This is a genomic window from Lewinella sp. IMCC34191, from assembly GCF_003390935.1.
Taxonomy (GTDB): Bacteria; Bacteroidota; Bacteroidia; order Chitinophagales; family Saprospiraceae; genus Neolewinella.
Window position 1 is genome coordinate 67380 of record NZ_QNQZ01000001.1, and the last position, 26399, is coordinate 93778.

The following is a 26399-nucleotide window of genomic DNA, read 5'->3' on the forward strand; positions in this document are numbered from 1 at the left end:
CAACTATGAAGAAGTTTTACCTCGTTTTTCTGGTCAGTGTGCTTTGGACCGGTTTGCGCGCGGGCAACCCCGACCGGCAGGGAGAAGCCGGTGCTACCCAGTTGCTGATGAACCCCTGGGCGCCTTCCGCTGGTCTGCATACCCTTAATACATCGTACATCAGCGGCGTGGAGGCCATGCGGCTCAATCCCGCCGGGGTAAGCCGGTTCGCCGGCACCCAGGTCATGCTCGGTTACGCCAATTACCTGCAGGGAACGGATATCTCCATGCAGGCCGCCGGGGTCACCAGCCCCCTCGGGGAGAACGGTGCCATCGGTTTTAGCGTGATGAGCCTGGATTTCGGGGATATCGCCGTGACTACTACCTCCCAACCGGAAGGTACCGGCGCGCAGCTCAACCTGAGTTTCATCAATGTGGGGTTGACCTACAGCCACCGCTTCGAGAATAAGGTTTCCGTTGGCATCACCCTGCGGGGAGTCAGCGAGGCCAGCAGTGATGTGAGTTCCTTCGGTTTCGCCATCGACGCCGGCGTCCAGTACGTGACCGGTGACTACGACGAGTTCAAATTCGGTCTGAGCCTGCGAAACCTCGGTAGCCGCATGACCTACGGCGGCCAGGCCCTCGCCACCACGGCGCCCAATCCGGACCCATCCGCCGATTACAACCTAACGCTCGATCAGCGCGCCGCCAGCTTCGAAATGCCTTCCGTACTGAATATCGGAGCCAGCTACGATTTCCTCGGCGGCGTCGAAAACCAACGCGTCACCCTCATGGGTAACTTCACCGCCAACTCCTTTAGCCGCGATCAGGTAGGTGCCGGGCTCGAATACGCCTTCCGCGAACAGTTCACCGCCCGCTTCGGCTACCGTACCGACCTGGAGGCCGCCGACGAAAGCGAAGGCACCTTCGCCGACGAATCGCCCCTCTACGACGGTATCAGCGCCGGTGTTGGCGTCAAGGTCCCCCTCCGCCGCGGCGACCTTACCCGCAGTTTCAGCATCGACTACGCCTTTCGCAACACCCGCATCTACAACGGGACGCACAACATCGGCCTGTCGCTATCTTTCTAACCCCGCACCCCGACCCCGCACCCCGCACCCCACGTACCACACCAATCAACTTTTCCCTATATTTGCAGTATAAAACCTTTAGCTGGCGTTCCTACTTCCCGTAGGAGCGTCGCATTATTTACAGCCGTTCCGTTCGGTAATTCGGTCGGACGGCATCACCAACGTCAGGCAGGTTTAATCCGGTCCCCATGCGGGAGGGTTAGAATTGACTGCTTGATGCCGAAATACAAACACCATGGCAGGAACACATTATCTGTCGCAGGAAGGATACGATCGCCTACGTAAGGAACTGGAAGAACTGAAGACCACCGGTCGGTCGGAGGTAGCCCAGGCCATCGCCGAGGCGCGCGAGAAGGGCGATCTGTCCGAGAACGCCGAGTACGATGCGGCCAAGGACGCCCAGGGCTTGCTCGAAATGAAGATCAACGAGCTCGAAAAAGTGATGGCTAACGCGCGCGTCCTGGATTCGAGTCAGCTCGATACCAGCAAGGTTACGGTCATGAGCAAGGTCACCATCGAGAACGTAAAGAACAAGGCCTCCCTGGTCTACCAGCTCGTTGCCGAAAGCGAAGCCAATCTGAAGGACAAAAAGATCTCGGTCAACAGCCCGATGGGGCAGGGGCTCCTGGGTAAGTCCGTTGGCGACGTCGCGGAGGTCAAGACCCCCAATGGCGTGATCCAATTCAAGATCAAAAACATCGCGATCTGATGGCCTCCATCTTTACCCGCATTATCAACCGGGAGATTCCCGGCCATATCGTGGCCGAGAACGAGGAGTTCATCGCCTTCCTCGACGTACGGCCCATGCACGAGGGCCATACGCTCTGCGTCCCGAAACGGGAGGTGGATTACTACTACGATCTCACCGATGACGAACTGACTGCTCTCACGCTCTTCTCTAAGCGAGTCGCCCGGGGGCTCAAAAAGGCCGTACCCTGCAAGCGCATAGCCAATGGCGTCCTAGGGCTGGAGGTCCCCCACGCGCACCTGCACCTGGTTCCCATCCGGGAAGAAGGGGATTTCCGGTTCGGTAAGGTGGTGCCCGTAACTGACGAGCGTATGGAAGAGCTGCGGCGGGAAATTGCGGATGCTATTGACTCCACGGGCCAGGACTAAAAGTCGGGGGGCAGTAGATCTTTGAAGTGACCGTTGAGTTGCGCCCGCTCGCGGATGCCTAGCGGATCACCGAGTTGGGGCTTGATCTTTTTCAGGTGATTCAGTAGGTAAGCCTGCCGCTTTTCCGCCGACTGCAGCGTTAGCAGGGCGTATTCCTGTTCCAGCGTCAGCCCAACGTAGTGGCAGATCTCGTAGGTTTGGAAGCCTGCTTCCGCCGGTCTGATCGCCCGGTCGATGTTCAACCGCCGGTAGATCTGACGGGTTAGCCGAACGATTTCCCGGTTCAGTTGCACATTCTCCTCTTCGTGCTCGGGATCGAGAAATTCGACCTGGCCGGATGGATAGAGCTTATCCGGCCCTTCCCGCTGAAAGTTTTCGATGCGAAAGACACGCGTTCCCGTCGTGCGGATATCGCTTTCCCCGGAGGGATAGCGTTTGACCACTTCCTCCAGCGACACTTCTGTGGCAATGGGCTGAAGCTGACCATCGATGACGGTGGGTACGCCGAAGCGTATACCCTCGTTTTCGGCGTCGGTTACCAGTTGGCGGTAGCGAGGCTCGAAAATGTGTAGATTAAGCGATTCGCCGGGATAGACGACGAGTTGGAGCGGAAAAAGGGCCAGCGTTTGCATATACGGGCACAACGCATATCCCCGTTAAGTTGCTTACTTTGTATTCGATTAACCCGATCACCTTACCCACTGTCTCTCAAAAATCATACGCTCACCTACGGGTTGCAGAAATTGCTTTACCTGCCCCTCAGTCTTTTTCTGCTGAGTCTGGTCTGCTTCGCCCTGTCGCGCGCCATCCCCACCGACCCGGTAAGTGACCGGATGACGGTAGAGGGAATCCGGCCGGGATTGAACGACCCCGAAGCGTACGAAAGAACCTACCGCCGGCAGTCCCGCCGCCTGGGTTACGATTTGCCCGTTTTTTACTTCACCCTGGGCAATGCCGCTTTACCCGATACCCTTCACCGCATCATACCCCGTAGCCGTCGTTTACAGATCAGGCAACTGGCTCTGCAATATGGCAACTGGCCCCGGGTACAAGACTTTTACAAGGAATTAACCCGCGCGGCCAAATCCAACGCGGGCCCCATCACGGCCGCCGCCCGGCGCATACTACTGCGCACGGATCCGGCATACATCAGCCGGGAGCTGGACCGAATCGAGGGCGACGCCAATGCCGCTAACCTGCTGGCGGCCTACCGAAGCATGATCTCGGAACCCGCTACGCAACGAATTCTCATTCCCCGCTTCACCTGGCATGGTACCCGTAATCAATATCACCGCTACCTGACCGGACTGCTCAGCGGGGATCTAGGGGTCTCCTATACGGACGGCCGACCGGTAGCGGAGAAAATTGCCGCGGCCGCACCCGGGACAGCTATTCTCAACGGGGTTACCCTCTTTCTGGTGTATCTGTTGGCCGTACCGCTTGGTCTGTATATGGCGAACTACCGCGGGTCCGCTTTCGATCGCTGGACCACTTTCATCACCTTTTTGGCTTTTGGCCTGCCGGCATTCTGGATTGCGACCTTACTGGCTAACTTTTTCACTACGCCGGCCTTCGGCATGAACGTATTTCCGAGTACCAGTATGGGCTACGGGTTCGTCCCGGATGGCGCTAGCTGGCTCACGGCCTTTCGCATACGGGCCGCCCATTTGCTGCTTCCGGTCTTTTGTCTGGCCTACCCGAGTTTTGCCTATGTTTCTCGTCACCTGCGCTCCGCCGCGATAGAAGAAATGGATCGCCCGTACGTCCGGACGGCTTACATGAAGGGACTCTCGGGCGGGGAAGTGCTCTGGAAACACATATTCCGAAACGCTTCCTTCCCGCTCGTTACGCTGCTCGGTAGTCTTTTACCGGGTCTGCTTGCGGGCAGTGTCCTGATCGAGCAGATCTTTAACCTGCCCGGAATGGGCGAACTGCTCTACCGCAGTGCGAATGCCCGTGACTGGCCGGTGATCATCGCGCTGGTCCTGATCAACGGCTTACTTACCGTCATCGGGCTGGTGTTGGCTGACGTCGGATATACGCTGCTTGACCCCCGGGTCAAGCTCGGTAAACATCCGCCACGATGAGGAGTGGACGTTGGGCATATTATTTTCTCGGATTCATGCTGGCCGTTGCGCTGCTGGCTAATGTCCTGGCAAATGACTATCCCCTCGTGTCCGTCTACCCGGAGGGCGTCTATTTCCCCGCCGTATTCAAGTCGGACCGTTTTGCCACGCGCACCCTCGGGCCGGCGGAGTGGGTGCTCTTGCCTCCGGTACCCTTTGATGCTTCCACCACCGATTTCGATCAGTCCGTCGTCCCTCCCTTCGAGACCCCGCCTGCCGGGGCGTCACGCCATTTACTGGGTACGGACAACTTCGGTCGCGATACCCTCGCGGGGCTCATCAACGGTACGAGGGTGGCTGTCTTCGTGGGCCTGGGAAGCCTGATGATATCCCTCCTGATCGGAATCCCGTTAGGGGCGGTGGCTGGGTTTTTCGGAAACTCGGGCCTCCAGCTTAGCCGGGCAAACCGCATAGCCATCGGGTTCGGATCGGTGGTGGGGATAAGCTACGCCGTTGCCTGTCTGCTGCCGCTGGTTGGCTTCGGATTCCTGTTTATCCTGATGCTGCTGCTTACGGTTGCCGTGGCCGTATCGGTCTTGTGGATGGTGTTATGGCCGCTACGTCGGAAGTTCGCCTGGTGGCGACAAGCTGGCGGACTGCCGGTTGACTGGCTCGTCTTGTTGTTGCTGGAACTGGCCGTCAGTATACCGGGGCTTGTTTTGCTCATTGCTATCCTGTCGTTCTTCGTCCGTCCGCCGCTTTACTTGCTGGTAGTCATCATCGGATTGCTGGGCTGGACGCCCATCGCGCGATTCCTTCGGGCCGAACTGTTGCGGATACGCGAGTTACCCTACATCGCAGCGGCACGTATGGGTGGGGTAGGGGAGTTGCGCCTACTTATCCGGCATGCCCTTCCGAATGCTACCGGTCCGGTAGTGGTCGTTGCCTCCTTCATGGTCGGGACAAGCATCCTGGCGGAAGCCATGCTGAGCTTCCTGGGGATCGGCGTTCCTGCTGATCAGGTTACCTGGGGCAGTCTATTACACGATGCCAGGAGCTTACCATTCGCCTGGTGGCTGGCGGTCTTTCCGGGCCTACTCCTCACGCTTACCGTACTGGCCTGCAATAGTCTGCACCGGTCGGAGTAGGACCCCCTCCGCCGTATCTTTGACGAATGGACAACGAGCAATTGGCCATCCGGACCAGCTACTTCAGTATCGTTGGGAATGCCGCCCTGGCGCTCATCAAGGGGGTTGCCGGCTTATTCGGCAACTCCTACGCGCTGATTGCTGATGCCATCGAGTCGACCACCGATATTTTCAGCTCCTTTATGGTGTTGCTCGGTCTGCGTTACGCCCGCCGACCCGCGGATGACAACCACCCCTACGGCCACGGGAAAATCGAACCGCTTATCACCTTCATGGTGGTTGCCTTCCTCGTTTTCTCGGCTACCGTGATCGCCTTCGAAAGCCTCGAGCATATCCAGACACCCCACCAGGTGCCCGAAAGCTGGACACTTATCGTCCTGGGCGTCATTATCCTGTGGAAGGAAATTTCGTACCGCTATGTACTCCGACGGGGTATCGAAAGCGGGAGCAGCTCGCTCCAGGCCGATGCGTGGCACCATCGCAGCGATGCCATTACCTCCGTAACCGCCTTCATCGGGATCACGATAGCCCTGATCGGCGGACCGGGTTACGAAAGCGCGGACGATTGGGCCGCCCTTTTCGCCTCCGCCTTCATTCTCTACAATGCCTACCTCATATTTCGCCCCGCCCTGGGCGAGATCATGGACGAGCACCTTCACGACGACCTGATCGAGGAAATCCGGCAAATCGCCCAGCGCGTGGAGGGCATTGAAGACACCGAGAAGTGCTACGTCCGTAAATCGGGGATGCGCTACCACATTGACCTCCACGCCCACGTGCGCGGCGAACTGACCGTCCGCGAAGGACACGACATCGCCCACCGCCTACAGGACGAACTACGCGGCGCCCTTCCCCAGCTCGGGCAGGTACTCATCCACATCGAACCGGCTTAAAGCATCCGGACCGCCTACGTCCAATTTTGCGGCGGAGCGCAGGTAGAAAACATGTTCTTGGCCGGAGGCTTGATGATTACCATCCGGCTTCGGTGGCTTTTTGAAGCCCTGCGCTGCTACCGGAGGCCGGACACGCTCCGAGTTCTCGTGCTGCTACCGGAGGCCGGACACTCGCAGGTCGCCTACTTCGTACGGCCACACTCCGAGGTCCTGAGCTGCTTCCCCTTTCGGGAATAGCACCAGGACCCGCAAGTGTACGTAGGACCTCGTGGTGTCCGGGTCGGACACGCTCCGAGGTCTTGCGCTGCTACCGGAGGTCGGACGCTCGCAGGCCGCCTACTTCGTACGGCCACACTCCGAGGTCCTGAATTGCTTACCGTTTCGGGAAATAGCATCAGGACCCGCGAGAGTACGTAGGACCTCGTGGTGTCTGGGTCGGCCACATTCCGAGGTCCTCAGCTGCTACCGGAGGCCGGACACTCGCAGGTCGCCTACTGCGTACGGCCACACTCCGAGGTCCTAAGCTGCTTCCCCCTTTCGGGAAAATCACCAGGACCCGCGAGTGTAAGTAGGACCTCGTGGTGTCCGGGTCGGGCAAACTCCGAGGTCTTGCGCTGCTACCGGAGGCCGGACACTCGCAGGTCGCCTACTTCGTACGGCCACACTCCGAGGTCCTGAACTGCTTCCCCTTTCGGGGAATAGCATCAGGACCCGCGAGTGTACGTAGGACCTCGTGGTGTCCGGGTGTCCGGGTCGGACACGCTCCGAGTTCTTGCGCTGCTACCGGAGGCCGGACACTCGCAGGTCGCCTACTTCGTACGGCCACGCTCCGAGGTCCTGAATTGCTTCTCCTTTCGGGAAATAGCATCAGGACCCGCGAGTGTACGTAGGACCTCGTGGTGTCCGGGTCGGCCACGCTCCGAGGTCTTGCGCTGCTACCGGATGCCGGACACTCGCAGGTCGCCTACTTCGTACGGCCACACTCCGAGGTCCTGAGCTGCTTCCCCGTCCGGAAATAGCACCAAGACCCGCGAGAGCTCGCTTGACCTCGTGGTGTCCGGATACAAGAGAAGCAGGCAGAGCGTTCCGAAGCCCGCACCCATTGACTACCTTTGCCCCATGTCCAGTAAATACGAGCAGCGGGGCGTGAGCGCCACCAAATCCGAAGTGCACCAGGCTATTCAAGGTCTTGATAAGGGACTTTACCCGAAAGCCTTCTGTAAAGTCCTGCCGGACGTGGTCGGCGGCGACGAGGAGTGGTGCAACGTCATGCACGCCGATACGGCGGGCACCAAGACCAGCCTCGCCTACCTCTACTGGCGGGAAACCGGCGACCTGAGTGTGTGGGAAGGCATCGTCCAGGATAGCCTGGTGATGAATCTGGACGATATGGGCTGCATCGGTGCCGTCAACAATATCCTGATTTCTTCTACGATCGGGCGGAACAAAAACCGTATCCCGGGGGAGGTCCTTAAGACGATCATTCAGGGGGCGGAGAAGTTCAAGGACCGGATGGCCGAGCAGGGAGTAGGACTGCACCTTACCGGGGGAGAGACGGCCGACGTCGGCGATATCGTCCGAACGATCGACGTGGGCTACACTACCTTCGCCCGGTTACGACGCGATGAAGTGATCGTAAACTACATCCGCCCCGGCAATGTCATCGTCGGGTTGGCCAGCTACGGGCAGGCGACCTACGAGGATGCTTATAACGGGGGAATGGGCAGCAACGGCCTGACCAGTGCTCGCCACGATGTTTTTAAAAAGGACTACGCGGAGAAGTATCCCGAAAGCTTCGATCCGGAGGTACCGCGTGAGGTGGTCTACACCGGAAGCCGCTCGCTGACCGAAGCCATAACGGTTGACGGACAAAAGACTACGGTAGGGAAGCTCGTGCTTAGCCCTACGCGGACCTATTTGCCGGTTTTGAAAAGGTTACTGGAGGAAGTCGGGCCCGGCATCAGCGGACTGATCCACTGCACCGGTGGAGCGCAGACCAAGGTCATCAAGTTCATCGACGAGGACGTGGTGGTCGTAAAGGACAAGCTGTTTCCCGTTCCCCCGCTTTTTGACCTGATCCGCAAGGAGAGCGGCACGGACTGGCGGGAAATGTACCAGGTATTCAACATGGGCCACCGGCTGGAGGCTTACGTTGGGGAGCGGGACGCGCAGACGGTAATCAACATCGCCACGGCATTCGGCATCGATGCCCGCGTGATCGGCCACGTAGAACTGGGCGAAAAAGCGGAAGTGCGCGTTACCACGCCCGAAGGAGTGGAAACATACACCGAATAGTCTCCACGGTAATAGAAAACTACTGCTGGTAACGGTTGAAGGGAACTTCGTTGACCCAGTGTAGTCCCCGGTTGATGCCGAACAAACGGACATCTACCGCCTCGGTTTGAATGGATACCGTTTCACTATCGGTGCGGCCGCTTAGCTCCATGCCGGTATCCGTCAGGTTGTAATGTAGTGCCATGTAAAACTCGCCGGTGCTCATATGTAGCAACTGCAAGTTTTGCTGACTGGAGTCTATATCACATCTATAGGGGACGATGGTGTCATCGAGTAGGATCACGACGGCGGAATGAGCGCGGTCGAAGATTATGCGCTTCCAATAGCGAGTATTGGTGACCAATGGCGCCAGCACCTCCTCATTAATTTGCATTTCGGCCACCTCATAAACCCCGTAAAGGGGTGACTTCTGTCGGAAATCAGCCATCATGGCCAGACTCGACCGGATCGTGAAAAAACAAAGGGCGGTAATGATAGTATACTTCGCGACGGATAGTATTCGGTCTCCCCGTATAGAAAGCTGTGGGCCGCGGGCGGGGTGGGGTGCTATCGGTTGATTGGTTATAAAGCCCCATAATCGTGTTCGGTCAGACCATATAATGACGAGCGACAGAAGAATAAGCTGAGCACTGAAGACCTTCACCGGTACATCGTAGCTCACGTTCAACATGAAGACGTGGCTCATAATACCCAGCGTGAACAGCGCACCGGCGGTGCGGGTCCGCCGGGGTAGCAGAAGCACACCGGCGATAACTTCCAGCAGACCGGTAAAAATGACATAGGGCCGGGAGTAACCCATGAACGTCCATAGCAGGTGCATGGGGGAGGATCGTCCGTAGGTTTCGTAGTACGACGTTAGAAAGGGGCGTACGAATTGCATGCGGTACAACTTCGATAAGCCGTAGATTAACATGTAATACGATAGGGAAAAGGCCACCAGCAGAAGGATCCAGCGGGACCAGACGGACCGCCGCGGCCGGTCTTTCCAGATTAGCGTGATCAGTCCACCCACCACGACAGCTAGCAACAGGACGGTAAGGTGGTATACCCAATTGTACAGTCCGTCGCCGCTACCGTTATCCGTGTACCGGATAACGGGCCCGGTACCGAGCAAGTAGCGGCCAACCAGACTAACCAGGGGGTCGTAAAGCTGATGGTAGTAGGATCGGACGCCACTAAGCAGGTCGCCTACCACAAACGGAAAGGGTAGGAGGAGAAGCACCAAGAAGGCGTAAGCGGTGTTACGAAGCCAAGTCATGTCGGAACAGGGTAGTAGGAGTCACTCAAAATAATGCCTGTCGACCGGCTCGCCAATCGCTCTTGACTTCAGCCGTTCAATTGCTTGGCAAACAGCCGCGAGATATCCTTGAAGGCCTTAAATTCCAGGGCGTTGCCCGCCGGGTCATAGAAGAACATGGTGTATTGCTCCCCCGGTAGCCCTACGAAGCGAACGTAGGGTTCGATCTCGAATTGGACCCCGTGACCGCGCAGCCGTTCGGCAAAGGTTTCGAACTGCTCCCATTCGAGCACTACGCCGAAGTGAGGGACCGGCACGTGTTTGCCATCTACCTCATTGCGGTGATCGGGCTGCTCCTTCTTAGGGGCAAGGTGGGCCACGAGTTGGTGACCGAAAAGGTCGAAGTCGATCCACTCCGTATCGGTACGCCCCTCGGGGCAGCCGAGTACGGTTCCGTAAAAGTGGCGGGCGGCTTCGAGGTCATCGACGGGGGCGGCTAAATGGAAGGGTTGCATAGGAGAACGGCTTTTGAAGGGCGACAAAATCGCCGGAAAGCTACGGTATGACGCGCTAGTATGCGGACACTGCTAAGCCGGAATGGGTTTGGGGTAACGACCAGAGTCTTCGAAGACATTTGCCGGTGTCGTAGCACTGGTCGGTAGCCGTACCGCTTTGGGAGCAAGGTTAAATATTTAATAAGGTCTTGCCCCCCCGTGTTTATAACCCTAACTTATAGAAACCTAAAGCCGACACATGCATCTCCGACTGTTCCTCATGCTTTTTTTTGCCCTATCATTTTCCCTTTACGCTCAGCAAAACCCTTCTTCAGAAATAGAAGATTCGCCGTGGTTATTTCTCGAAGGGCGTGTATCGTGGGTATTCACGAAGATCGTCACGGGCAGAGACTACACCACCTCCGAGAATCAAAGCAGCCAGTCCGTACGACTCCTGGCAAGACGAAACCTGGGCCAACACGTAGGTATTGGTGCCGGATTCGGATTGGGTACCCGTAGTTTTCGCTTGGCGAGCACTTACGACCGCTATGTCCGGCAGAACTTCCCGCCCAACACCCCCGGGGACGAGATCAATTGGTTCAATAGACTGGATTATTCCGATATGTACGTCGAGCTACCACTTGAAGTACGCGCAAGCCTCATTCCGATAGGGAAGGGGAGGATATACCTGAAGGGGGGAACCACCTGGCTGATTCCCGTTCATACCCGCAACAGCAATTATCGTGTATTGGAGAATCAGCCCGAACCCACCCTGATGCCGGATGCGCGGCTGGAATCTCCGGTCACTAATTTTCTAAACGCCGGCATCGGTTTCCTGGTGAAGGATGATCCGGCCTACGAGTGGTATCTCGAGTTATGCTACGATTGGGCTGCCGCGAGTACCGTGAGACCAGTCGAACCCGATCAGCAAGACCCTCGGAGTCGCCACTTCCCCGAATTACGGGCTCAGCAAGTCGGCATCCTCTTCGGAATCGGGTTCTAGAAAGTCCGGATGAATAAACACTACCGCGTCCCGTTTCGCCGGAAATCGTCCCGGCCGAAACGCCAACCCAGGCCGATAAACCAGTAGCCGCCCGTCCCGGCTTTGTCGCCGTAGTATCGGTAGCGGAACCCCGTTTCGAGGCCGAAGGCATTGAAGCGGGCCGACGTATAGTCGTTGCTGAACGGAAGGTTTGGTACGTACTTACCCAGGCGGAAGGAATAGTGGATGACCACGCCGGTGTGCAGGCCGCGGTACTGCACCCATCCTTCCTCGTCATCCGGGTCGATACGGTTGGCGGCATTGAGTAGGCCGTAGGCAACCTCCGGCCGTACGGACAGGTAAGATTTGTCTCGCAAGAGCAGGAGGTAATCGAGCATACCGCCGGCAAATAAGCCCGAACTCCACTCGTCGCGTTCCGGGAAGGGGTCGTCCGGAAAGCTGCGGTGACGGTCGTTACCTTCCAGACCCAATATCACGCCCGCGCCTATTCGATCCGACCACCGACCGCCGATGGTGACGTCTAGCCCGAAGCCACCGCTGAGGTAGGTGCCCGCATTACCCGTGTAATTGCTGTAATAGATATTCATATCCACGAACACCGCGTTCCGGCTACGGTAGAAGCTCTTGCGTAAACTATCCGTATTCATCTTGGCCGGTAGATTACCGTAGATTCTTTCCCACTGAAATTGGCCTTCTCCGAAACGAGGGAAAGTAATCCAGAACAGATACTCACCGCCTTCCGGGGAGTCTCCTCTTTTAGCCGGCTCGAAGTAGGTCAGCCGCCCCGTCGCCTCCACCAGCCGATCGAAAATGGCCGGGCTTTCAAAACCCCGGGCGTAATTCAGGTAGGGCTCCCCAATCTCATCAACATAGAAGGCTAGTTCCACCAGGCTTCCCTGTAAAGAATCCCACTGGGCCGGCGACCAATCGAGGTTGATATAATAGCCGGCCAGGTCGCTCAGCTCCATGCGGGGAATGGGCGGGGAGTAGGTGGTATCAGCCTGAGCCTGCAATGCTGTCGTACCGATCAGCAGAAAGAGCGACAAGAATACTTTCATGGGGCAATTAATGTATCCGGAAGCGTCTCCGTAAGTGGGGGGGCGGGGTAGGCTACTTCCCATTAACAGATGGTGGCTCATCGTGAGTTGGCGTGCGAGCGGCGCTATTTTCTGGCCTGCCGACTGATCTCCCAAACCGCCATGCCCGCGCTGACGGCAACATTCAGGCTGTGCTTGGTACCGAACTGCTGTATTTCGATGGTTCCGCTGGCGGCATCGATAACTTCCTGTCGAACGCCGTTAACCTCATTTCCGACGACAAGGTATAGCGGTAGCGGATCGGCCAGACGAAAGTCTTGCAATGGCGTACTTCCATGTGTTTGTTCAAGGCATTGTACCTGCGCTCCGCCGCCCAATAACTCGGTTACCAGATCCACGCAGTCCTCGTGGTAAGACCAGGAGACGGTTGCCGTGGCCCCCAGGGCGGTCTTCAGAATATCGCGGTGGGGTGGGGTAGCGGTGATGCCGCAGAGGTAGACGTGGCCGAGGGCAAAACCGTCCGCGGTCCGGAAAAGGCTGCCGACGTTGTTGGCCGAGCGAATATCATCCAGGATCAAGCCGAACGGTAGCTTATTCGCGGCGGTAAAATCCTGCGGCGACATTCTCTTGAGTTCCGCCATCGTTCGCTTTCTGCGCTGTCCAGTCATACCGCAAATGTAATGGGGCCTCCCCGATTCATCGGAGAGGCCCCACTAAAAGGCTGAAAGACTTACAGACTAGTTACCCAGGTAATTCTTGAGCAACTTGCTGCGATTAGCCCCACGCAGTTTGTTGATGGCCTTGTCTTTGATTTGGCGCACCCGCTCGCGGGTCAGGCCGAATTTCTCGCCGATATCCTCGAGGCTCATGGGGTGCTCGACGCCGATGCCGTAGTAGAGCTTGATGACGTCGCACTGCCGTTCGGTGAGGGTGCCGAGGCTGCGGTCGATCTCGCGGCGCAGGGATTCTTTATACTCCAGGGCGGAGTCGGTGCCGGGGGTAGCAGTGTTGGCCAGTACGTCCAGCAGGCTGTTGTCTTCACCTTCCACGAAGGGGGCGTCCATACTGACGTGTCGCGCGGCGACGCCGAGCGTTGTTTCCACTTCGTCGGCGTTGATTTCCAACTGTTCGGCGAGTTCCTCGCTGCTGGGCTCCCGCTCGAAAGTCTGCTCGAGCTGGCTGAAGGCTTTATTGATCTTGTTCAGGCTACCTACTTTGTTCAGGGGTAGACGGACGATCCGGCTCTGCTCGGCGAGGGCTTGCAGGATGGACTGGCGAATCCACCATACGGCATAGGAGATAAACTTAAAACCACGGGTCTCGTCGAAGCGCTGAGCGGCCTTGATCAGACCGAGGTTGCCCTCGTTGATGAGGTCGGAAAGGCTGAGGCCCTGATTCTGGTATTGCTTGGCTACAGAGACGACAAAGCGCAGGTTGGCTTTGGTAAGCTTTTCCAGAGCAATCTGGTCGCCCTGTTTGATCCGCTTGGCGAGATCGACTTCCTCCTCGGGGGTCAGCAGGTCTACTTTACCAATTTCTTGCAGGTATTTTTCAAGCGACTGACTTTCGCGATTCGTTATCGACTTCGTTATCTTAAGCTGTCTCATCTATAGGGGGACGTTTTCTGAAATTGGCCGCAAAATTACGGGATAAATGCTACTAAATCAATACCCTGCGGGCTCAATATGACATAACGAGTAGGTAACACTATAAGGAAACAATAGGTTGGGGGGCTATAAACTTTTGGTAGTCTCGTTTATATTACCTTATTTGCCCGACACTCTTTTTCCCAAGCCCCTGATATGGAACGTGTTAAGTTTACCTCCGAGTTCATTTTTCGTGCCTCGCCCAGTATTGTCTACCAGTTTCTCACCGATCCGGCCTGTTTGACGCGCTGGTTCTGTGATGAAGTTGATATCAACGATAGTACCTACACCTTTGTTTGGAGCGGCTCGCCGGAAGCTGCCGAATTGATTGAAGACAGTGAGGGGGACATGGTCCGTTTTGCGTGGGAAGACGCGGACGATGAGGACGAGTATCTCGAATTCAATATCACCAAAAGCCCGGTCACGGGTGAAACCATCGTCTACGTCACCGACTTCGCCGACGACGACGAAGTAGAGGATCAGAAAGCGCTCTGGGACACGCAGCTGACGCGCATGCGTGCAGAGATGGGCGGATAATGATCACGGTATACCTGGGCCTGAGTTTCTCCGGGCCGATCCTGCCTTATCCGGCCGCCACTTCGACGGAAGAGTTGTTTCTGGACTACCCCGCACTGGTACAGTACCTGGAGAAGTTTTACGCTCTCAGCCGCAGCCCCGCCAACCGCGATGCCCTACGCATCGAGCAGTACCGCCAAGTTCTGCAGCAGCATCTGGAAGACGGCGACCGCCCCTTACCTTTCTACGCCGCTGCCTTCCGCGCCGATAAGATCGCCACCGCGGAGGAATTGCTTTCCCGCCGCGACGAGTTACTGGAAAACGGTTACCAGCTACACCATCCCACCAACGGCGACGTACCCGAGCGAATAGCCGTCCTGCACGAGCTGGAAGCCCTACTGCTCGAACCGGAGCGGGATTTGCCACTGCTGCCCGGCCTGGCGGACCGCCTGAACCGCCTGCTAGCCGCGCTGAAGTCGCGTAATCATCCTACGCACCGGATCGTAGTCAACGAACCCGCGAACCTGCTGCCGGGCAGTGTACGCCGACTGCTGGAAGGACTCCGGGAAGCCGGTGACCAGATCAGTTACCAGTCCGAGCTGCCGCAAATAAAGGGTGACCTCGACCTACACCGCTGGCAACGGCGGCTGCTGGCCAGCCTGGACGATGATACCGACACCGAAGCTTTCGAGCTACGGGGTGACGGAAGCCTGGTTCTGCTCCGTGCCGAACGGGAAACACATCTTGCCGCTTATCTGGCAAGGACCGTACGGGATAATCCTACGTGGCGCCCCGGCGTACTGATGACGGTCCGCAACCAGACCCTGGACAATGCGCTGATCATGGAGGGGCTGCCGAGCATGGGCATTCCATCCACCAGCCTGGCACGTCCAAGTTTGCAGGTGCTGAAGCTGGTAACTGCCTTCCTATGGGATCCCGTAGAGGTGGAGCGCATCATGGAATTCGTCAGCCTTGTTAATAAGCCGTTGGAACGCCGGCTGGGCCAACGGCTCGCGGTACATCTGGCCGATACCCCGGGGCTGTTTGGCAACCGCTGGAACTTTACCGTAGAAGAAGCCTTCCGCGAAATGGAGCAGCGCCGCTATCCGGCGGGAAGACTGCGCCGCGCCCGGGAACAGTACGATTTCTGGTTCCGGAGACGCCGCTTCCCCCGCGACGGACGAGTTCCGAAAAGTGAGGTCCGCAGCCTCTTCGTTTTCCTGCGCAATTGGGCACTCGAAGCTTACGAAGACGATAAGGACCAGAGCGGGCTACTGGTCCTGTCCGCCCAGTCCGAACGGGCCACCGAACTATTGGACGCTCAGCCCGAGGCGGATCTGTCTTACCTCGAAGTGGAGCGTCTCGTACGGACCATCTACCAGCCTGCCCCTACCCAGTTCCGACAGCCGGAGCAGGGGGCATTGCGGGTCTGTTTCCACCCCGCGGCGGTTACCCGAATCGCGCCCGACAGTCAGGATCCGCTCGACCGGCTGGTCTGGTGGGATTTTATTGAGACGGATCCGACGTACTTCTTCAGCCGCTATTACCCACCGGAACTGGACTATCTACGCGGCCAGGGTTGCCATTTGGTTACTCCCGATCAACGCAACAGGCTGCGTCACTGGCAGAACCTGCAGCCGGTATTGAACGGTGAGAAACAACTGGTTCTTTGCGTCCCTCAGCGCGTGGACGGCTCCGAGATGGAAAGCCATAGCCTGATGGGGGATCTGGAGGCGGCCTTCAGTGGCGATAGTCTCGAACGGATAACCGTCCGCATCGACGAGGGCGGCCGCCCGGAAGACCTTTTCAGTGAGCTTACTCTTCCGCACTTCGAGCCGATCAGCATCCGCCAACTCTCTCCGCCGGTGCCCCTGGTGCATCTTTCCCGCCCGGAAGCGATGACCGCGCGGGAGGAGGAGACGCCATCCTCTATTGACGATCTGCTGTATTATCCCCATAAGTGGGTATTCCGACACCAGCTCCGGTTGAAGTCCACCCCGATTTTATCCATCGCAAATGAAAATCGTTTGCGGGGAAATCTCAGCCACCTCTTCGTGGATGAGTTGCTGCAGGAAATCACGCGGGCTGACGAACAGTGGAATAAAGAGCAAGTCGAGCGGTGGCTCGATGAGAACGCTACCCGATTACTCCGCCAACAGGGGGCCGTATTATTGGAGTACGGCCAGGAACCGGAACGGGTCCAATTCCTCATTACGATGAAGAAGTCCGCCTGGACCCTCATCAACTACATCCAGCAGAATGGCTGGAGCATTAAGGGATCGGAGGAAAAGGTCGGAGGAGAACTCAAGCCGATGGGCGGACAAGCCGTGCAGGGTCGGGCCGACCTCGTGCTCGAACGGGAACGCAACGGCATCCGGGAGTGCGCCGTAGTCGACCTCAAGTGGCGGGGGAAAACCGTCTTCCGCAATCTCCTCCGCAACGGCAGCGATATTCAACTTAGCCTCTACGCCGAATTCTTACGCCAGCAGGGTAGTGACCGCGTCCATACGGCTTACTACATCCTGCGCGACGCCTTGATGATCTGCCGCAACGAACTGGCCTTTGAAGGAGCGGACACGGTGCCGGCTGACGATGATTTCGTAGCGGTCCAGAAGGAGACGCTTTCCAAAATTCGCCAGACCTTCGACTGGCGCTGGGAGCAGTTTGCCGACGGGCGAATCGAGGTCCGCTGCCGGGAAACCGTTCCCTTCCTGGAAGATCTGTACCAGGACTTATCGCACGATAGCCTGTTGGAAATGAAGGACGACACCTCGCCCTTCGATGACTATAAAAGTTTAATCGGGCTGATTCGTTAACCGGTAATTTCCATGAAGGTGCCGGTGGTCAGGTAGCGCATGATGTACACGAGCGCGATGCTCACCAACAGGCCGAAAGTCACCTTGCCGAGGTCGCTGAAGATGTTGCGGAAGGCCGCGCTGAGGTTCTTTTGCCCCGGTTTGGTTTCCAGGTAGGCAACACCGGCCCGGGCGACCATGACCACCGCCATGACAACGATCACGAGGTTATCGACGGCGTCGCGGAGGTAAACTACGTAGCCGATCAGCAGCAGGATGACGACGTTCAGCGCCATACCGAAGAAGTAGGCCGTTTTGGCCCGGGGACGGTCACTGGGCTCGTCATCCAGTTCCAGGCGGTAGCGGATGGCAATTTCTCGGCCGGCGAGAAGGCCGAGGAACACCCAGGTGGTGGACATCGGTACGTTGCTGAATTCCTTGAAGAAGAGCAGGATGATCCCGTAGATGAAATCGATGAGCGTAGCCGACCGGATATCCGTCGTATTGGTTTTCGCCTTGACGATCTTCTGGATGTTGCCACCCTTACTGTAAAAGATCACGGCCAGCATGGTCAGGAGGATGACCAGTGAAATGATGATCTCCGAAATGTGGAGAGACCGGGGGAGGTAAACGAAGATATTGGCGAAGTCCTGAATCAACCACTGTCCCCACAGGAAACCCGTCGAACCCCATTGGAGCACCGTCCAGGTACGCTGGCCTCCGGGGCTCATCTCGGAGTTGATGAATCGCTTATCCAGCCAACGGGTCACGAGTTGCCAGACGATGATCGCGGCGCAAAACGCCAGTGCGTAGCCCAGGATGGACTTCATGGTCATGTCAAATAAACCCTTGGGTTTAAAGAAGGTCAGAATGAGGAAGGAAGTCGAGACCGGTATACCGGTGCGCGTCAGCAGCATCAACACCAGCGGCGGAAGAAGATAGGGCCAGCCCATATCCTCCACGTAGGCGTAAGACTCCAGGCGACCGTAGCTGACGTCACCGTCGTACTGGCTCCAACCGTAGAGGAGGGTAGCGGCGAGAATGGAACCGGCAAAGGCCCAGAGTACGTACCACTTTTTGTCCTCGTTGGAGGAGAGGAACGTGCCTAACGTTTGAATGGAATCATTACCCACTACGGCGTAACCGGCTAGAATAAAACCGGCCCACATGATAACCAGGGATATATCCATTCGATGATTTGCTAGAAGACGGTGGTGGAAGACGGTTAAGGCGACGCAAGTTCGTTACGGGGTGTAAACTGTAGGTTAAGTATCCTTGCGGGCCTCTCTTCCGGCCATACTTCGGCTAAATCGCCAGGATGCTCGCCATCCGGATCAATTCTTCCTGAGGCTTCTTCTCCTTGGTAATGGCATCTTCGAACGGGTGCGTGGTGACCTGTCCGTTGACGATGCCGACCGCCACGTTTTCCTGGCCTTCCAGCAGAATCTCGACCGCGGCGTGACCGAGGCGGCTCGCCAGCAGGCGATCGGCGGCGGTAGGGGAACCGCCGCGCTGCAGGTGACCGATGACCGTCACCTTGGGCTCCATACTGGCCAGCTCGTGCTGGATCTTTTCGGCGATACCGGTGGCGCCTCCCATCGGGTGCCCTTCCGCTACGATGACGACGCTAAATAACTTGCCGCGGGCCTTATTCTTCCGCAGGACGGACTTCAGGTCCTCCAGATTGGTTTCCGCCTCGGGGATGAGCACGCTGCTGGCCCCGGAACCGATCGCCGTGTATAGAGCGATGTAACCGGAATTGCGGCCCATGACCTCCACGAAAAACAGGCGGTTGTGGCTGTCCGCCGTGTCGCGAATCTTGTCCACCGCGTCGATAGCCGTATTGACGGCCGTGTCGAAGCCAATGGTATAGTCGGTTCCGTAAAGGTCGTTATCGATCGTACCGGGTATGCCGATGAAGGGGACGTTGAACTCCTCGCTGAAAATTTTGGCCCCGGTAAATGTTCCGTTCCCTCCGATAGCGATACAGGCATCAATGTCGTAGGCCTTGAGGTGGTCGTGCGCCGCCTGTCTACCTTCTTTGGACATAAAGCGCATGGAGCGAGCGGTCCGGAGCATGGTACCACCGCGTTGGATGATGTTGGCTACGTCGCGGCGCTCCAGCCGCTGAAAGTGGCCGTCGATCATCCCTTCGTAGCCACGTTCGATACCGTAGACGTGCAACTTGTTCCAGGCGGCGGTCCGGACCACGGCCCGCAGGGCGGCATTCATACCGGGAGCGTCTCCTCCGGAGGTGAATACGGCAATACGTCGGATATCCTGTCTTTTCATAGGCTAACTGGGGGAGTGGTAGTCGGCGAGTGCCTCAATGGGTTTATGGATAAATCGGCCGGCGGTGAGGTCGCGTTCGTGCAGCGCGGCCAGCAAGATATCTTTAAAGTGAAAGGCAATACTACCGATGAAATGCACCGGAAGCTCGAGGTGGCCCTTATACTTTCGGACGTGACGGTCGAGGAATTCGGCGAAACTAGTGAATACGATCTTTTGAATAAGCGGGTGGTCGGTATGTTCACCCATGAAGCGGGTAAAGCCGGCCAGATAGGTATTCGGCATCTCCGATTCGTACACATTGTTGATTACCGTCATCCGGTCCGCCGTAGTGTAATTTTCGAAAGCCTCGTTCAAGTCGTCGTCCAGTTCGCGGTAAAAGTAAGAACGGAGAAACGCTTTTCCGAGGTGCGACCCGCTGCCTTCGTCACCGAGCATGTAGCCCAGGTTGGTAACGTTGTCGATGACCTCCTTTCCGTCGTACAGGCAGGTATTACTGCCCGTGCCCAGGATACAGGAAATACCCGGGTCGTCACCACAGGTGGCCCGGGCGGCACCGAGCAGGTCGTGCATCACTTCCACCTTGGCACCCGGCCAAGCATTGTTGATGCAGTCGAAGATGACCTTCTTGCGGCGAAAATCCCAGCATCCCGCTCCGTAGTAGTGGACTTCGTTGACGTGCACCTTGGGAAGAAGGTCTTCGGATAGCTTCTGGACCTCATTGTGGAGCAGGTCGACCGGGTGCACGACAGGGTTAAAGCCCCGCGTACTGACGTATAATTTATCGCCCTCCTGGGGTAATAATACCCAGTCGGCTTTGGTAGAACCGGAATCTGCAACAAGTATCATGATATCGACTATTAAATTACGAAGGTAGTGTAAAACTGACACTAAGCCGCCCCCGGTCGGTGAGTCAGCCTGACGTCTCAGGGTGCGTAAGTTACACTTGTCGCCGTTCATGGTAAGCGGGTAAGTGACGCGGGCGCATTACCCGTTTTATGCATCGGGAAATGGGGTAAGGTAGAATGGCTTCCTAGGGGCCGGACGGGTCAGACAAACCTTGAAACGGTAGGAGAGGCACCGGAAAGCCATTTTATGAAACAAATTGTTTGTTTTATAAAAATTGTATACTATCTTTGTGTTGGCCTACGGGCCGGCAGCAGGTTCCAGCTTTAGATACCGACACCTTCAAAACAACTCAAGACATGCCTGCTCCTCAAATTTCCTCCTCCGATCTCGGACGCCGCCTTGCTCGTCTGGTCGACTATCTAGTACACTACTCCGTCGAAGTGGTACTCCTCTGCATCATCCTGTATGTATGTATTAGCCGGGGTCTATCCGTCGAGGTCGCCGTCCATGACCCGCTATCTTCTCAGGTCAATCCTACTCCAGTGCTGACCGAAGCCGGTGTTGGTGCTTGGTTCACCGTGCTCAGCGACCGATTGATGAATGGCTTCGATACCCAGGTCAGCGATCGCATTTACACCGTAGCGGACGACACCGACGAAGGTTTGGATGAGTTTACCAGCGTAGCCCGGACCGACGACCCTGCCCCCCACATCAGTAATCTCACTTTGGTGCTGAGTCCCGATTACGGTGAGCGAAAGGGCCTGGACCCTCGCATCATTGCCGGGAAAAAGCAACGGGTGACCGATTACATCCGCCGCCACGAAGCCGCCGCCCGGCGGGAAATGAGCGAATTTGGCATCCCGGCCAGTATCACCCTGGCACAGGCCTTATTGGAAAGCAATGCCGGAGATAGCAAACTCGCGGTCAACAGCAACAACCACTTCGGTATCAAGTGCCGCAGCAAGTGCCTGGGCTGTACCTGCCGAAACTACGGTGACGACACCCGCTACGACATGTTTCGCGTATTCGACTCCGTAGCCGATTCCTTCCGCGAGCACAGTATTCTTCTAAATACGCCACGGTATGCAAAACTAAAGAAGCACGGTAGCGACTACGTGAAGTGGGCGCACGGGTTAAAGGCCTGCGGCTACGCTACCGATCCTAAGTACGGACACAAGCTCATCACCATTATCGAGAATTTGGGCTTGCATCGCTACGACCGGGCCGGCGTCTGATTCCGGCGGAGGAAGCAGTTGGTACGCGAATTCATCGAGTAGTGGTATGCTTCTGATCGCTCTGCCGGCCCCTTACCAGAAGCTTTAGATGATGCCGATGTCTTCGGTCAGCAGGTAGCCGGTTCGTCCGTCGCCCAATTGCACTTTTACATAGCTGTTTACCTGGTCGGTGATGTACAGCTTCACTCCTTCGGTCAGTTCCGCCTCAACGGATCCATCGGCGGTGGGTGATACGCGTAGTGTCGCGGTTTGAAGAAGGATGGCTTCGTCCGAGCGCTCCAGTGAGTGGACACGACTTTGTCCCAGACCGTAAAACAGTATGGCCAGTAGCGCACAGAGTAACGCACCGGGAAGCAGGGCAAACCTTCGTTTCTCCTCCATTCCCTCTCTGCGAAGGTACCACCAGACCAGGCCGGCGACGGCCAGCCACCAACTGATCAGCGCCAGAATGAAGGTAGTTGTACTACCCAGTAACGCACCCGCTCCGCGCCAGGCCCGGATTAAGAAGAATTCGGAGACGGCCGGTGTCGCGATGCCGGCTGACTGCCGCACGAAGGCCAGGTTATTTATCAGATCCGCATTGGCGGGTTGTAGTCTTAGGCCGCGTTCGTAGGCTAAAATGGACCGGCCGGGATTTCCAGCTTCAAAATGCGCGTTACCCTGGGCGAGATAAAAATTCGGGCCGACTGAGCCACGCTCTTCCAGGCTATCCAAAATTTGGGATGCCAAACGGTAATCCTCGGATCCGATGGCCTGTTCGGCACTTATAAGGGAGTAATCAATCTGGCCGGGGAGAACACCCGGTAAAAAGAGCAGCAGTAGTGTTAGCAGCGTAGCCGCAAGGGTCAGGTGGCGCGCGCTTTGCCATCCGGTACGATCATCGACGGGGGAGAGCACCACAAAGGCGGGTTGGGAGGTAGGTGGGCTAAAGGAGTCCAAACGGGCTGGCGGCATGGGGCAAAAATAACTAGCGTTCGCCGGCTTCGAATAAAATCACGTCCGGTTCCCGTGACGGACCCGTTGAAAAGAGGTCCTCGAGGCTTTTCGGCTTGCGGTCCGCTTCCCACCGGAAGCCGTCCAGGCGGAAGGCATCGTGGTCCACCGCATCCATCGGATCGAGACGTCCGGACGGTGCACTCAGGAATTTGATTCGATTCACTGCCCCGGCGTCGAAGTAAAGGATCATAGCGCTACACGCGGTCTTGTTGACCCCAATGTATCCACCCTCTTCATCCTGTGCGTAATAGATCGCTTCGGCATTGCCTTTCACGTCCGTTTGACGCAGCTGGCTGCTATCAAAGTAGGCGATGATATCTTTTCCTTTCACCTGATTGAAAAAAATCAGATCCGGGGAAGTGATCACCAAAGCATTGCGCCGAAGCTGTACCCGGTCCGGCGCATTGTTTTTCAGGTATAAATCGATGGTATCTGCCGTCAATTGGCTGGTATCCTGCCAAAGGATCGGATCACTGTAGAGTGTCAGCACCGAATCGACCGTATTAAACTGAAGGCTATCGGCCAGGGCCTGCATATCACTCTTCAGGATGCGCACGTCATGGTAGGCCGACAGGGTCCGGACGGTGTCTCCATTCACGTCTACTTTGTTCGAACGTACGGACAGCAGCGTATCCGCGGCCATGTACATCGTATCCTGTTCAAGTAGGGTAGTGAGCAGGGCCCGACCCCGACGGCCGCCGTAGGCCTTCAGGTAACCCGTCGTTTGGTTGAAATCCGCCTCCTCTGCCTCGATCTGCAGATCGGCGCTGGTATCCCGCCAGATGAGGTTGCCGGCGGCGCGGCCCAATCCCGTTACTTCGTCGGAGTACATCCGGTCCGCGGTCAGGACCATGGGGGGATTGGACACCTGCGGCCGCCCACCGGTGACGGAATAACTTTCGGTGAGCGCATTGTAATCGATGGTGTCACCGCTGACGGTTTGCACGGAGTCAACGACTGTTGCGTTCCCCTGTAGCTGGTAGCGGTCCTCGGCCCGGTAGTAGTCGATACGGTCGGCCGTGGCGCGTTGGAACTCGCCCTCGGCTACGTAGGCATCGCCCTTGAGGATGTACACTTCCCGGTCGCCGTAGTACCGGATGGAGTCGGCCGCCGCGAGTCGGTCGCCGCTCCGGTACTGGGCGTTCTGTTGGAATATCGCTTCGTCCAGGGCAACGTCGTAGTAGCCCGCCTCGCAGTAGATATTGTGGGTGTCGCTGCGGATCACCGTCGGTCCTAGGAAGTAGACGCGTTCGTTCGCCAGGTCGTAGCGGAGGGTGTCCGCCCGCATTTCGAATCGCTCGTCCACCACGACCACGCTGTCCCGGAAGTATACATTTCGATCGTCCGCGTAGTAATATCCGTGCGTTGACCGAAGCTCCGTAGTTCCATTAGTGACCCGCCCGCCGGTATGGTAGGTAGCCAGCTTGGTGGCCAGGTTGTAATCCAGCTCCTCCGTAAACAACTCCGTTTCCCCACGCTGCAATACCACGTCCTGGCGCAACTTTGCGAGAAGGGTCTCCGCGTTGTAATCCAAATATTCGGAAAAAGCGGCTATGCTGTCCCCCTGCTGGATGGTCACGTTATCGTATGCGTACAACTGAACCTCCCTAACCAATTCGGCACTGTCGCAGTACATGAAAATACTGTCCTGACTCAGTTCCACATCCCCGATCAGCCGCTGGGCGGTGCCCTTTTGCCGGATCCGCAGTTCGTTTGCGTGATCGATATTCACTACTTCCTTTTTCTCCGACACCGGTGCCTGCTGCCCGAAGCCGGGCGCCGCGATCGATACGATGAAGAGGAGTAGAAGGAGGCGTAAAATCATGGAAGGCGCAAAGGTAACCGCTTGCTACGGGGAAACGGCCGGCACCGCCGGAACGCGGAGTCAATCTGGCCCTTTAACGGCTCGTTAACGCCCCAGGTATGATGGCGGCTAGGGGATGTCCAGCAACATGCCGTCGTAGCCTACTTCGATGCCCGGAGGCAGGCTTTCCTGAAACTCGGCGTGAGGCCCTAATCGATGACTCATATGTATCAACACCGTGCGGGCCGCGCCGATTTGCCTGGCATAGCCCAGGCTTTCTTCCACCGATAGGTGGCTGTGCGTACCCTGGTGGTTGAGGCAACTGATTACCAGGGTCTTCAGGCCTGTCAGTTGCTCGAGCGTTTCGGCGGGTAAAGTTTTCACGTCGGTCAGATAGGCGAGGTCGCGAATGCGAAAGCCGACGATCGGCAGCTTGCCGTGGTTGACGCGCAGCAGCCGTAGCTCCTCTCCGGCGAAAGGAACGGCATCCCCGAAGGCCACCTCCCGGACATCCAGTCGCGGTACGCCGGGATAGTTCGTAAAGGTGTATGCAAAGCGCTCCTTCAGGTCGGAGGCTACTCTTGGCAGACACCACACCGGCATATCGATCTCCTGCATAAAGCAGAAGGGCCGCACGTCGTCCAGCCCGGCCGTATGGTCGTTGTGCTCGTGGGTAAGGAGAATCCCGTCCAGGCACTCCACCCGGGCCCGGAGCATCTGCGTTCGGAAGTCCGGCCCGGCATCGATGTTCAGATTAGCCGTGCCGGCGGAGAGTACGGCGCTGGTCCGCAGTCGTTTGTCCCGGGGGTCGCGGGAGCGGCAAGTCGCACAGTGGCAGCCAATTACGGGTACGCCCTGTGAGGTCGCCGTTCCTAGCAACCGCAGTTGCAGCGCTATCGTTTTTCCTCCCACGCCCATGCCGTGCGCATAATGTCCTCTACGCCGTATTTAGGTTCCCACTTTAATTCCCGGGTCGCCTTGCTTCGGTCGGCGTACACTGCCACCACGTCGCCTGGTCGGCGGGGCCCCAGTTCGTAATTAAGCGATTTACCGCTGACTTTCTCAAAGGCGTTAATTACTTCCAGTACCGTCAGTCCTTCCCCGATCCCGAGATTGTAAAGGGCCGGGTTTTCGGATCCGCCGCCGGCCATTAGGGCCTCTACGGCCAGGGTGTGCGCGTGCGCCAGGTCGGACACATGAATGTAGTCCCGGATGCAGCTACCGTCACGCGTGTCGTAATCGTCGCCGAATACGGTCAGCTTATCCCGTTTACCGCATCCCACTTCCGTGATGACCGGCACGAGGTTGCTGGCCGGGTTGGCGGCGTCTTCCCCAATCTTTCCACTCGGGTGGGCTCCGGCCGGATTGAAGTAGCGGAGCAGGATGGCATTGAAATCTTTATGCTGGGCGCAAAAGTCGTAAAGGATGTCCTCGCCCATCTGCTTCGTGCGGGCGTATGGGCTTTCCGCCTCTTTGCGCGGAGTGCTTTCCGTCACGGGCAGCTCGTCCGCATTGCCGTATACCGAGCAACTCGAAGAGAAGACCAGATTGCTGCTTCCCTGCGACCGCAAACCGTCAATGACGTTCATCAGGCTGTTCAGGTTATTGCGGAAATACTCCAGGGGTTTCTCTACGCTTTCTCCGACGGCTTTATAGGCGGCAAAGTGAATGGCACCGTCGAACCGGTGTTCCTCAAAGAGCTTGGCGGTGGCCGTGGCGTCGGCCAGGTCGATATTGTGGTTGACGATCCGTACGCCCGTGATGGACTCGATGCCGTCCATTACGCTCGCCTTGCTGTTGTGGTAATTGTCGGCGCTAACCACCTCGAAGCCGTTCTCCAGGAGGTCAACGACGGTGTGGCTGCCGATATAGCCCGTTCCTCCGGTTACTAGAATTTTGCCTTTACTCAT

At 57.4% G+C, this 26399-nt stretch carries 23 protein-coding genes and 1 pseudogene; 11 read left to right on the forward strand and 13 right to left on the reverse strand.

The features are described from left to right. Positions 1-5: 5 nt before the first annotated feature. The 3 genes from DRW39_RS00225 (at position 6) to DRW39_RS00235 (ending at position 2186) form a co-directional block, all read left to right on the forward strand. Entirely contained in the window at positions 6-1070 is a 1065-nt protein-coding gene (locus tag DRW39_RS00225) for a PorV/PorQ family protein (RefSeq protein ID WP_116104989.1), read from the forward strand. A gap of 235 nt (positions 1071-1305) precedes the next feature. After that, positions 1306-1779, forward strand: coding sequence for a transcription elongation factor GreA (gene greA, locus DRW39_RS00230; protein ID WP_116104990.1), 474 nt, complete (start codon positions 1306-1308; stop codon positions 1777-1779). After that, positions 1779-2186, forward strand: a complete 408-nt coding sequence (locus DRW39_RS00235; protein WP_116104991.1) for an HIT family protein — start codon at positions 1779-1781, stop codon at positions 2184-2186. Before greA ends, DRW39_RS00235 begins: the two co-directional genes overlap by 1 nt. Here DRW39_RS00235 and DRW39_RS00240 read toward each other — a convergent pair. Continuing rightward, positions 2183-2818: an LON peptidase substrate-binding domain-containing protein gene (locus tag DRW39_RS00240; protein ID WP_116104992.1), complete on the reverse strand. Its 636-nt coding sequence runs from the start codon at positions 2816-2818 to the stop codon at positions 2183-2185. The two genes, DRW39_RS00235 and DRW39_RS00240, sit on opposite strands and share 4 nt — an antisense overlap. Before the next feature lie 102 nt (positions 2819-2920). Here DRW39_RS00240 and DRW39_RS00245 point away from each other — a divergent pair, with 102 nt between their 5' ends. The 4 genes from DRW39_RS00245 (at position 2921) to DRW39_RS00265 (ending at position 8588) form a co-directional block, all read left to right on the forward strand. Then, complete coding sequence (locus DRW39_RS00245) at positions 2921-4273, forward strand: ABC transporter permease (RefSeq protein WP_116104993.1); 1353 nt, start codon at positions 2921-2923, stop codon at positions 4271-4273. Continuing rightward, on the forward strand, positions 4270-5400 hold the full coding sequence (locus DRW39_RS00250; protein ID WP_116104994.1) for an ABC transporter permease: 1131 nt from the start codon (positions 4270-4272) through the stop codon (positions 5398-5400). The genes DRW39_RS00245 and DRW39_RS00250 overlap by 4 nt, the downstream gene beginning before the upstream one ends. 26 nt (positions 5401-5426) lie before the next feature. After that, the gene (locus DRW39_RS00255; RefSeq protein ID WP_116104995.1) at positions 5427-6293 is read left to right on the forward strand and encodes a cation diffusion facilitator family transporter; all 867 of its coding nucleotides are present in this window, start codon (positions 5427-5429) and stop codon (positions 6291-6293) included. A gap of 1119 nt (positions 6294-7412) precedes the next feature. Then, entirely contained in the window at positions 7413-8588 is a 1176-nt protein-coding gene (locus DRW39_RS00265) for an AIR synthase related protein (RefSeq protein WP_116104997.1), read from the forward strand. A gap of 19 nt (positions 8589-8607) precedes the next feature. On the opposite strand, the gene DRW39_RS00270 is transcribed toward DRW39_RS00265, so the two are convergent. Further along, the gene (locus DRW39_RS00270) at positions 8608-9846 is read right to left on the reverse strand and encodes a hypothetical protein (protein WP_116104998.1); all 1239 of its coding nucleotides are present in this window, start codon (positions 9844-9846) and stop codon (positions 8608-8610) included. A gap of 68 nt (positions 9847-9914) precedes the next feature. Next, positions 9915-10340, reverse strand: coding sequence for a VOC family protein (locus DRW39_RS00275; RefSeq protein ID WP_116104999.1), 426 nt, complete (start codon positions 10338-10340; stop codon positions 9915-9917). Positions 10341-10578: 238 nt separating this feature from the next. On the opposite strand from DRW39_RS00275, the gene DRW39_RS00280 reads away from it, so the two are divergent. Then, positions 10579-11322 carry a hypothetical protein gene (locus DRW39_RS00280; RefSeq protein WP_116105000.1) on the forward strand — a complete coding sequence of 248 codons (744 nt, stop codon included), beginning with the start codon at positions 10579-10581 and terminating at the stop codon, positions 11320-11322. Positions 11323-11342: 20 nt separating this feature from the next. On the opposite strand, the gene DRW39_RS00285 is transcribed toward DRW39_RS00280, so the two are convergent. The 3 genes from DRW39_RS00285 to DRW39_RS00295 form a co-directional block, all read right to left on the reverse strand. Next, complete coding sequence (locus DRW39_RS00285; RefSeq protein WP_116105001.1) at positions 11343-12380, reverse strand: hypothetical protein; 1038 nt, start codon at positions 12378-12380, stop codon at positions 11343-11345. A 104-nt stretch (positions 12381-12484) separates the two neighbouring features. Then, positions 12485-13027: a TrmH family RNA methyltransferase gene (locus DRW39_RS00290; RefSeq protein ID WP_116105002.1), complete on the reverse strand. Its 543-nt coding sequence runs from the start codon at positions 13025-13027 to the stop codon at positions 12485-12487. A gap of 69 nt (positions 13028-13096) precedes the next feature. After that, a complete protein-coding gene (locus tag DRW39_RS00295; protein ID WP_099104997.1) occupies positions 13097-13966 on the reverse strand; it encodes an RNA polymerase sigma factor RpoD/SigA in 870 nt (289 codons plus the stop codon). 195 nt (positions 13967-14161) lie between these two features. Between DRW39_RS00295 and DRW39_RS00300 the strand changes: the two genes are divergently transcribed. Beyond that, positions 14162-14542 (forward strand): START-like domain-containing protein, encoded by a 381-nt coding sequence (locus DRW39_RS00300; RefSeq protein WP_116105003.1) that lies wholly within the window; start codon positions 14162-14164, stop codon positions 14540-14542. Further along, a complete protein-coding gene (locus DRW39_RS00305) occupies positions 14542-17337 on the forward strand; it encodes a PD-(D/E)XK nuclease family protein (RefSeq protein WP_116105004.1) in 2796 nt (931 codons plus the stop codon). The genes DRW39_RS00300 and DRW39_RS00305 overlap by 1 nt, the downstream gene beginning before the upstream one ends. 254 nt (positions 17338-17591) lie before the next feature. On the opposite strand, the pseudogene DRW39_RS00310 reads toward DRW39_RS00305, so the two are convergent. The 3 genes and pseudogenes from DRW39_RS00310 to DRW39_RS00320 all read right to left on the reverse strand — a co-directional run. Further along, positions 17592-18506, reverse strand: a pseudogene (locus DRW39_RS00310) (hypothetical protein); the annotation flags it as partial. 115 nt (positions 18507-18621) lie between these two features. Further along, positions 18622-19608, reverse strand: a complete 987-nt coding sequence (gene pfkA, locus DRW39_RS00315; RefSeq protein ID WP_116105006.1) for a 6-phosphofructokinase — start codon at positions 19606-19608, stop codon at positions 18622-18624. Positions 19609-19611: 3 nt separating this feature from the next. After that, the gene (locus tag DRW39_RS00320; protein WP_116105007.1) at positions 19612-20454 is read right to left on the reverse strand and encodes a hypothetical protein; all 843 of its coding nucleotides are present in this window, start codon (positions 20452-20454) and stop codon (positions 19612-19614) included. 356 nt (positions 20455-20810) lie between these two features. On the opposite strand from DRW39_RS00320, the gene DRW39_RS00325 reads away from it, so the two are divergent. Beyond that, positions 20811-21689 carry a glycoside hydrolase family 73 protein gene (locus DRW39_RS00325; RefSeq protein ID WP_116105008.1) on the forward strand — a complete coding sequence of 293 codons (879 nt, stop codon included), beginning with the start codon at positions 20811-20813 and terminating at the stop codon, positions 21687-21689. 84 nt (positions 21690-21773) lie between these two features. Here DRW39_RS00325 and DRW39_RS00330 read toward each other — a convergent pair whose 3' ends face one another. The 4 genes from DRW39_RS00330 to galE all read right to left on the reverse strand — a co-directional run bounded on the left by DRW39_RS00330 (position 21774) and on the right by galE (position 26399). Then, complete coding sequence (locus tag DRW39_RS00330) at positions 21774-22643, reverse strand: hypothetical protein (RefSeq protein WP_116105009.1); 870 nt, start codon at positions 22641-22643, stop codon at positions 21774-21776. Between the two features lie 13 nt (positions 22644-22656). Next, entirely contained in the window at positions 22657-24510 is a 1854-nt protein-coding gene (locus tag DRW39_RS00335; RefSeq protein ID WP_116105010.1) for an OstA-like protein, read from the reverse strand. A gap of 108 nt (positions 24511-24618) precedes the next feature. After that, positions 24619-25407, reverse strand: coding sequence for an MBL fold metallo-hydrolase (locus tag DRW39_RS00340; protein WP_198664730.1), 789 nt, complete (start codon positions 25405-25407; stop codon positions 24619-24621). Beyond that, positions 25383-26399, reverse strand: coding sequence for a UDP-glucose 4-epimerase GalE (gene galE, locus DRW39_RS00345; protein ID WP_116105011.1), 1017 nt, complete (start codon positions 26397-26399; stop codon positions 25383-25385). Before galE ends, DRW39_RS00340 begins: the two co-directional genes overlap by 25 nt.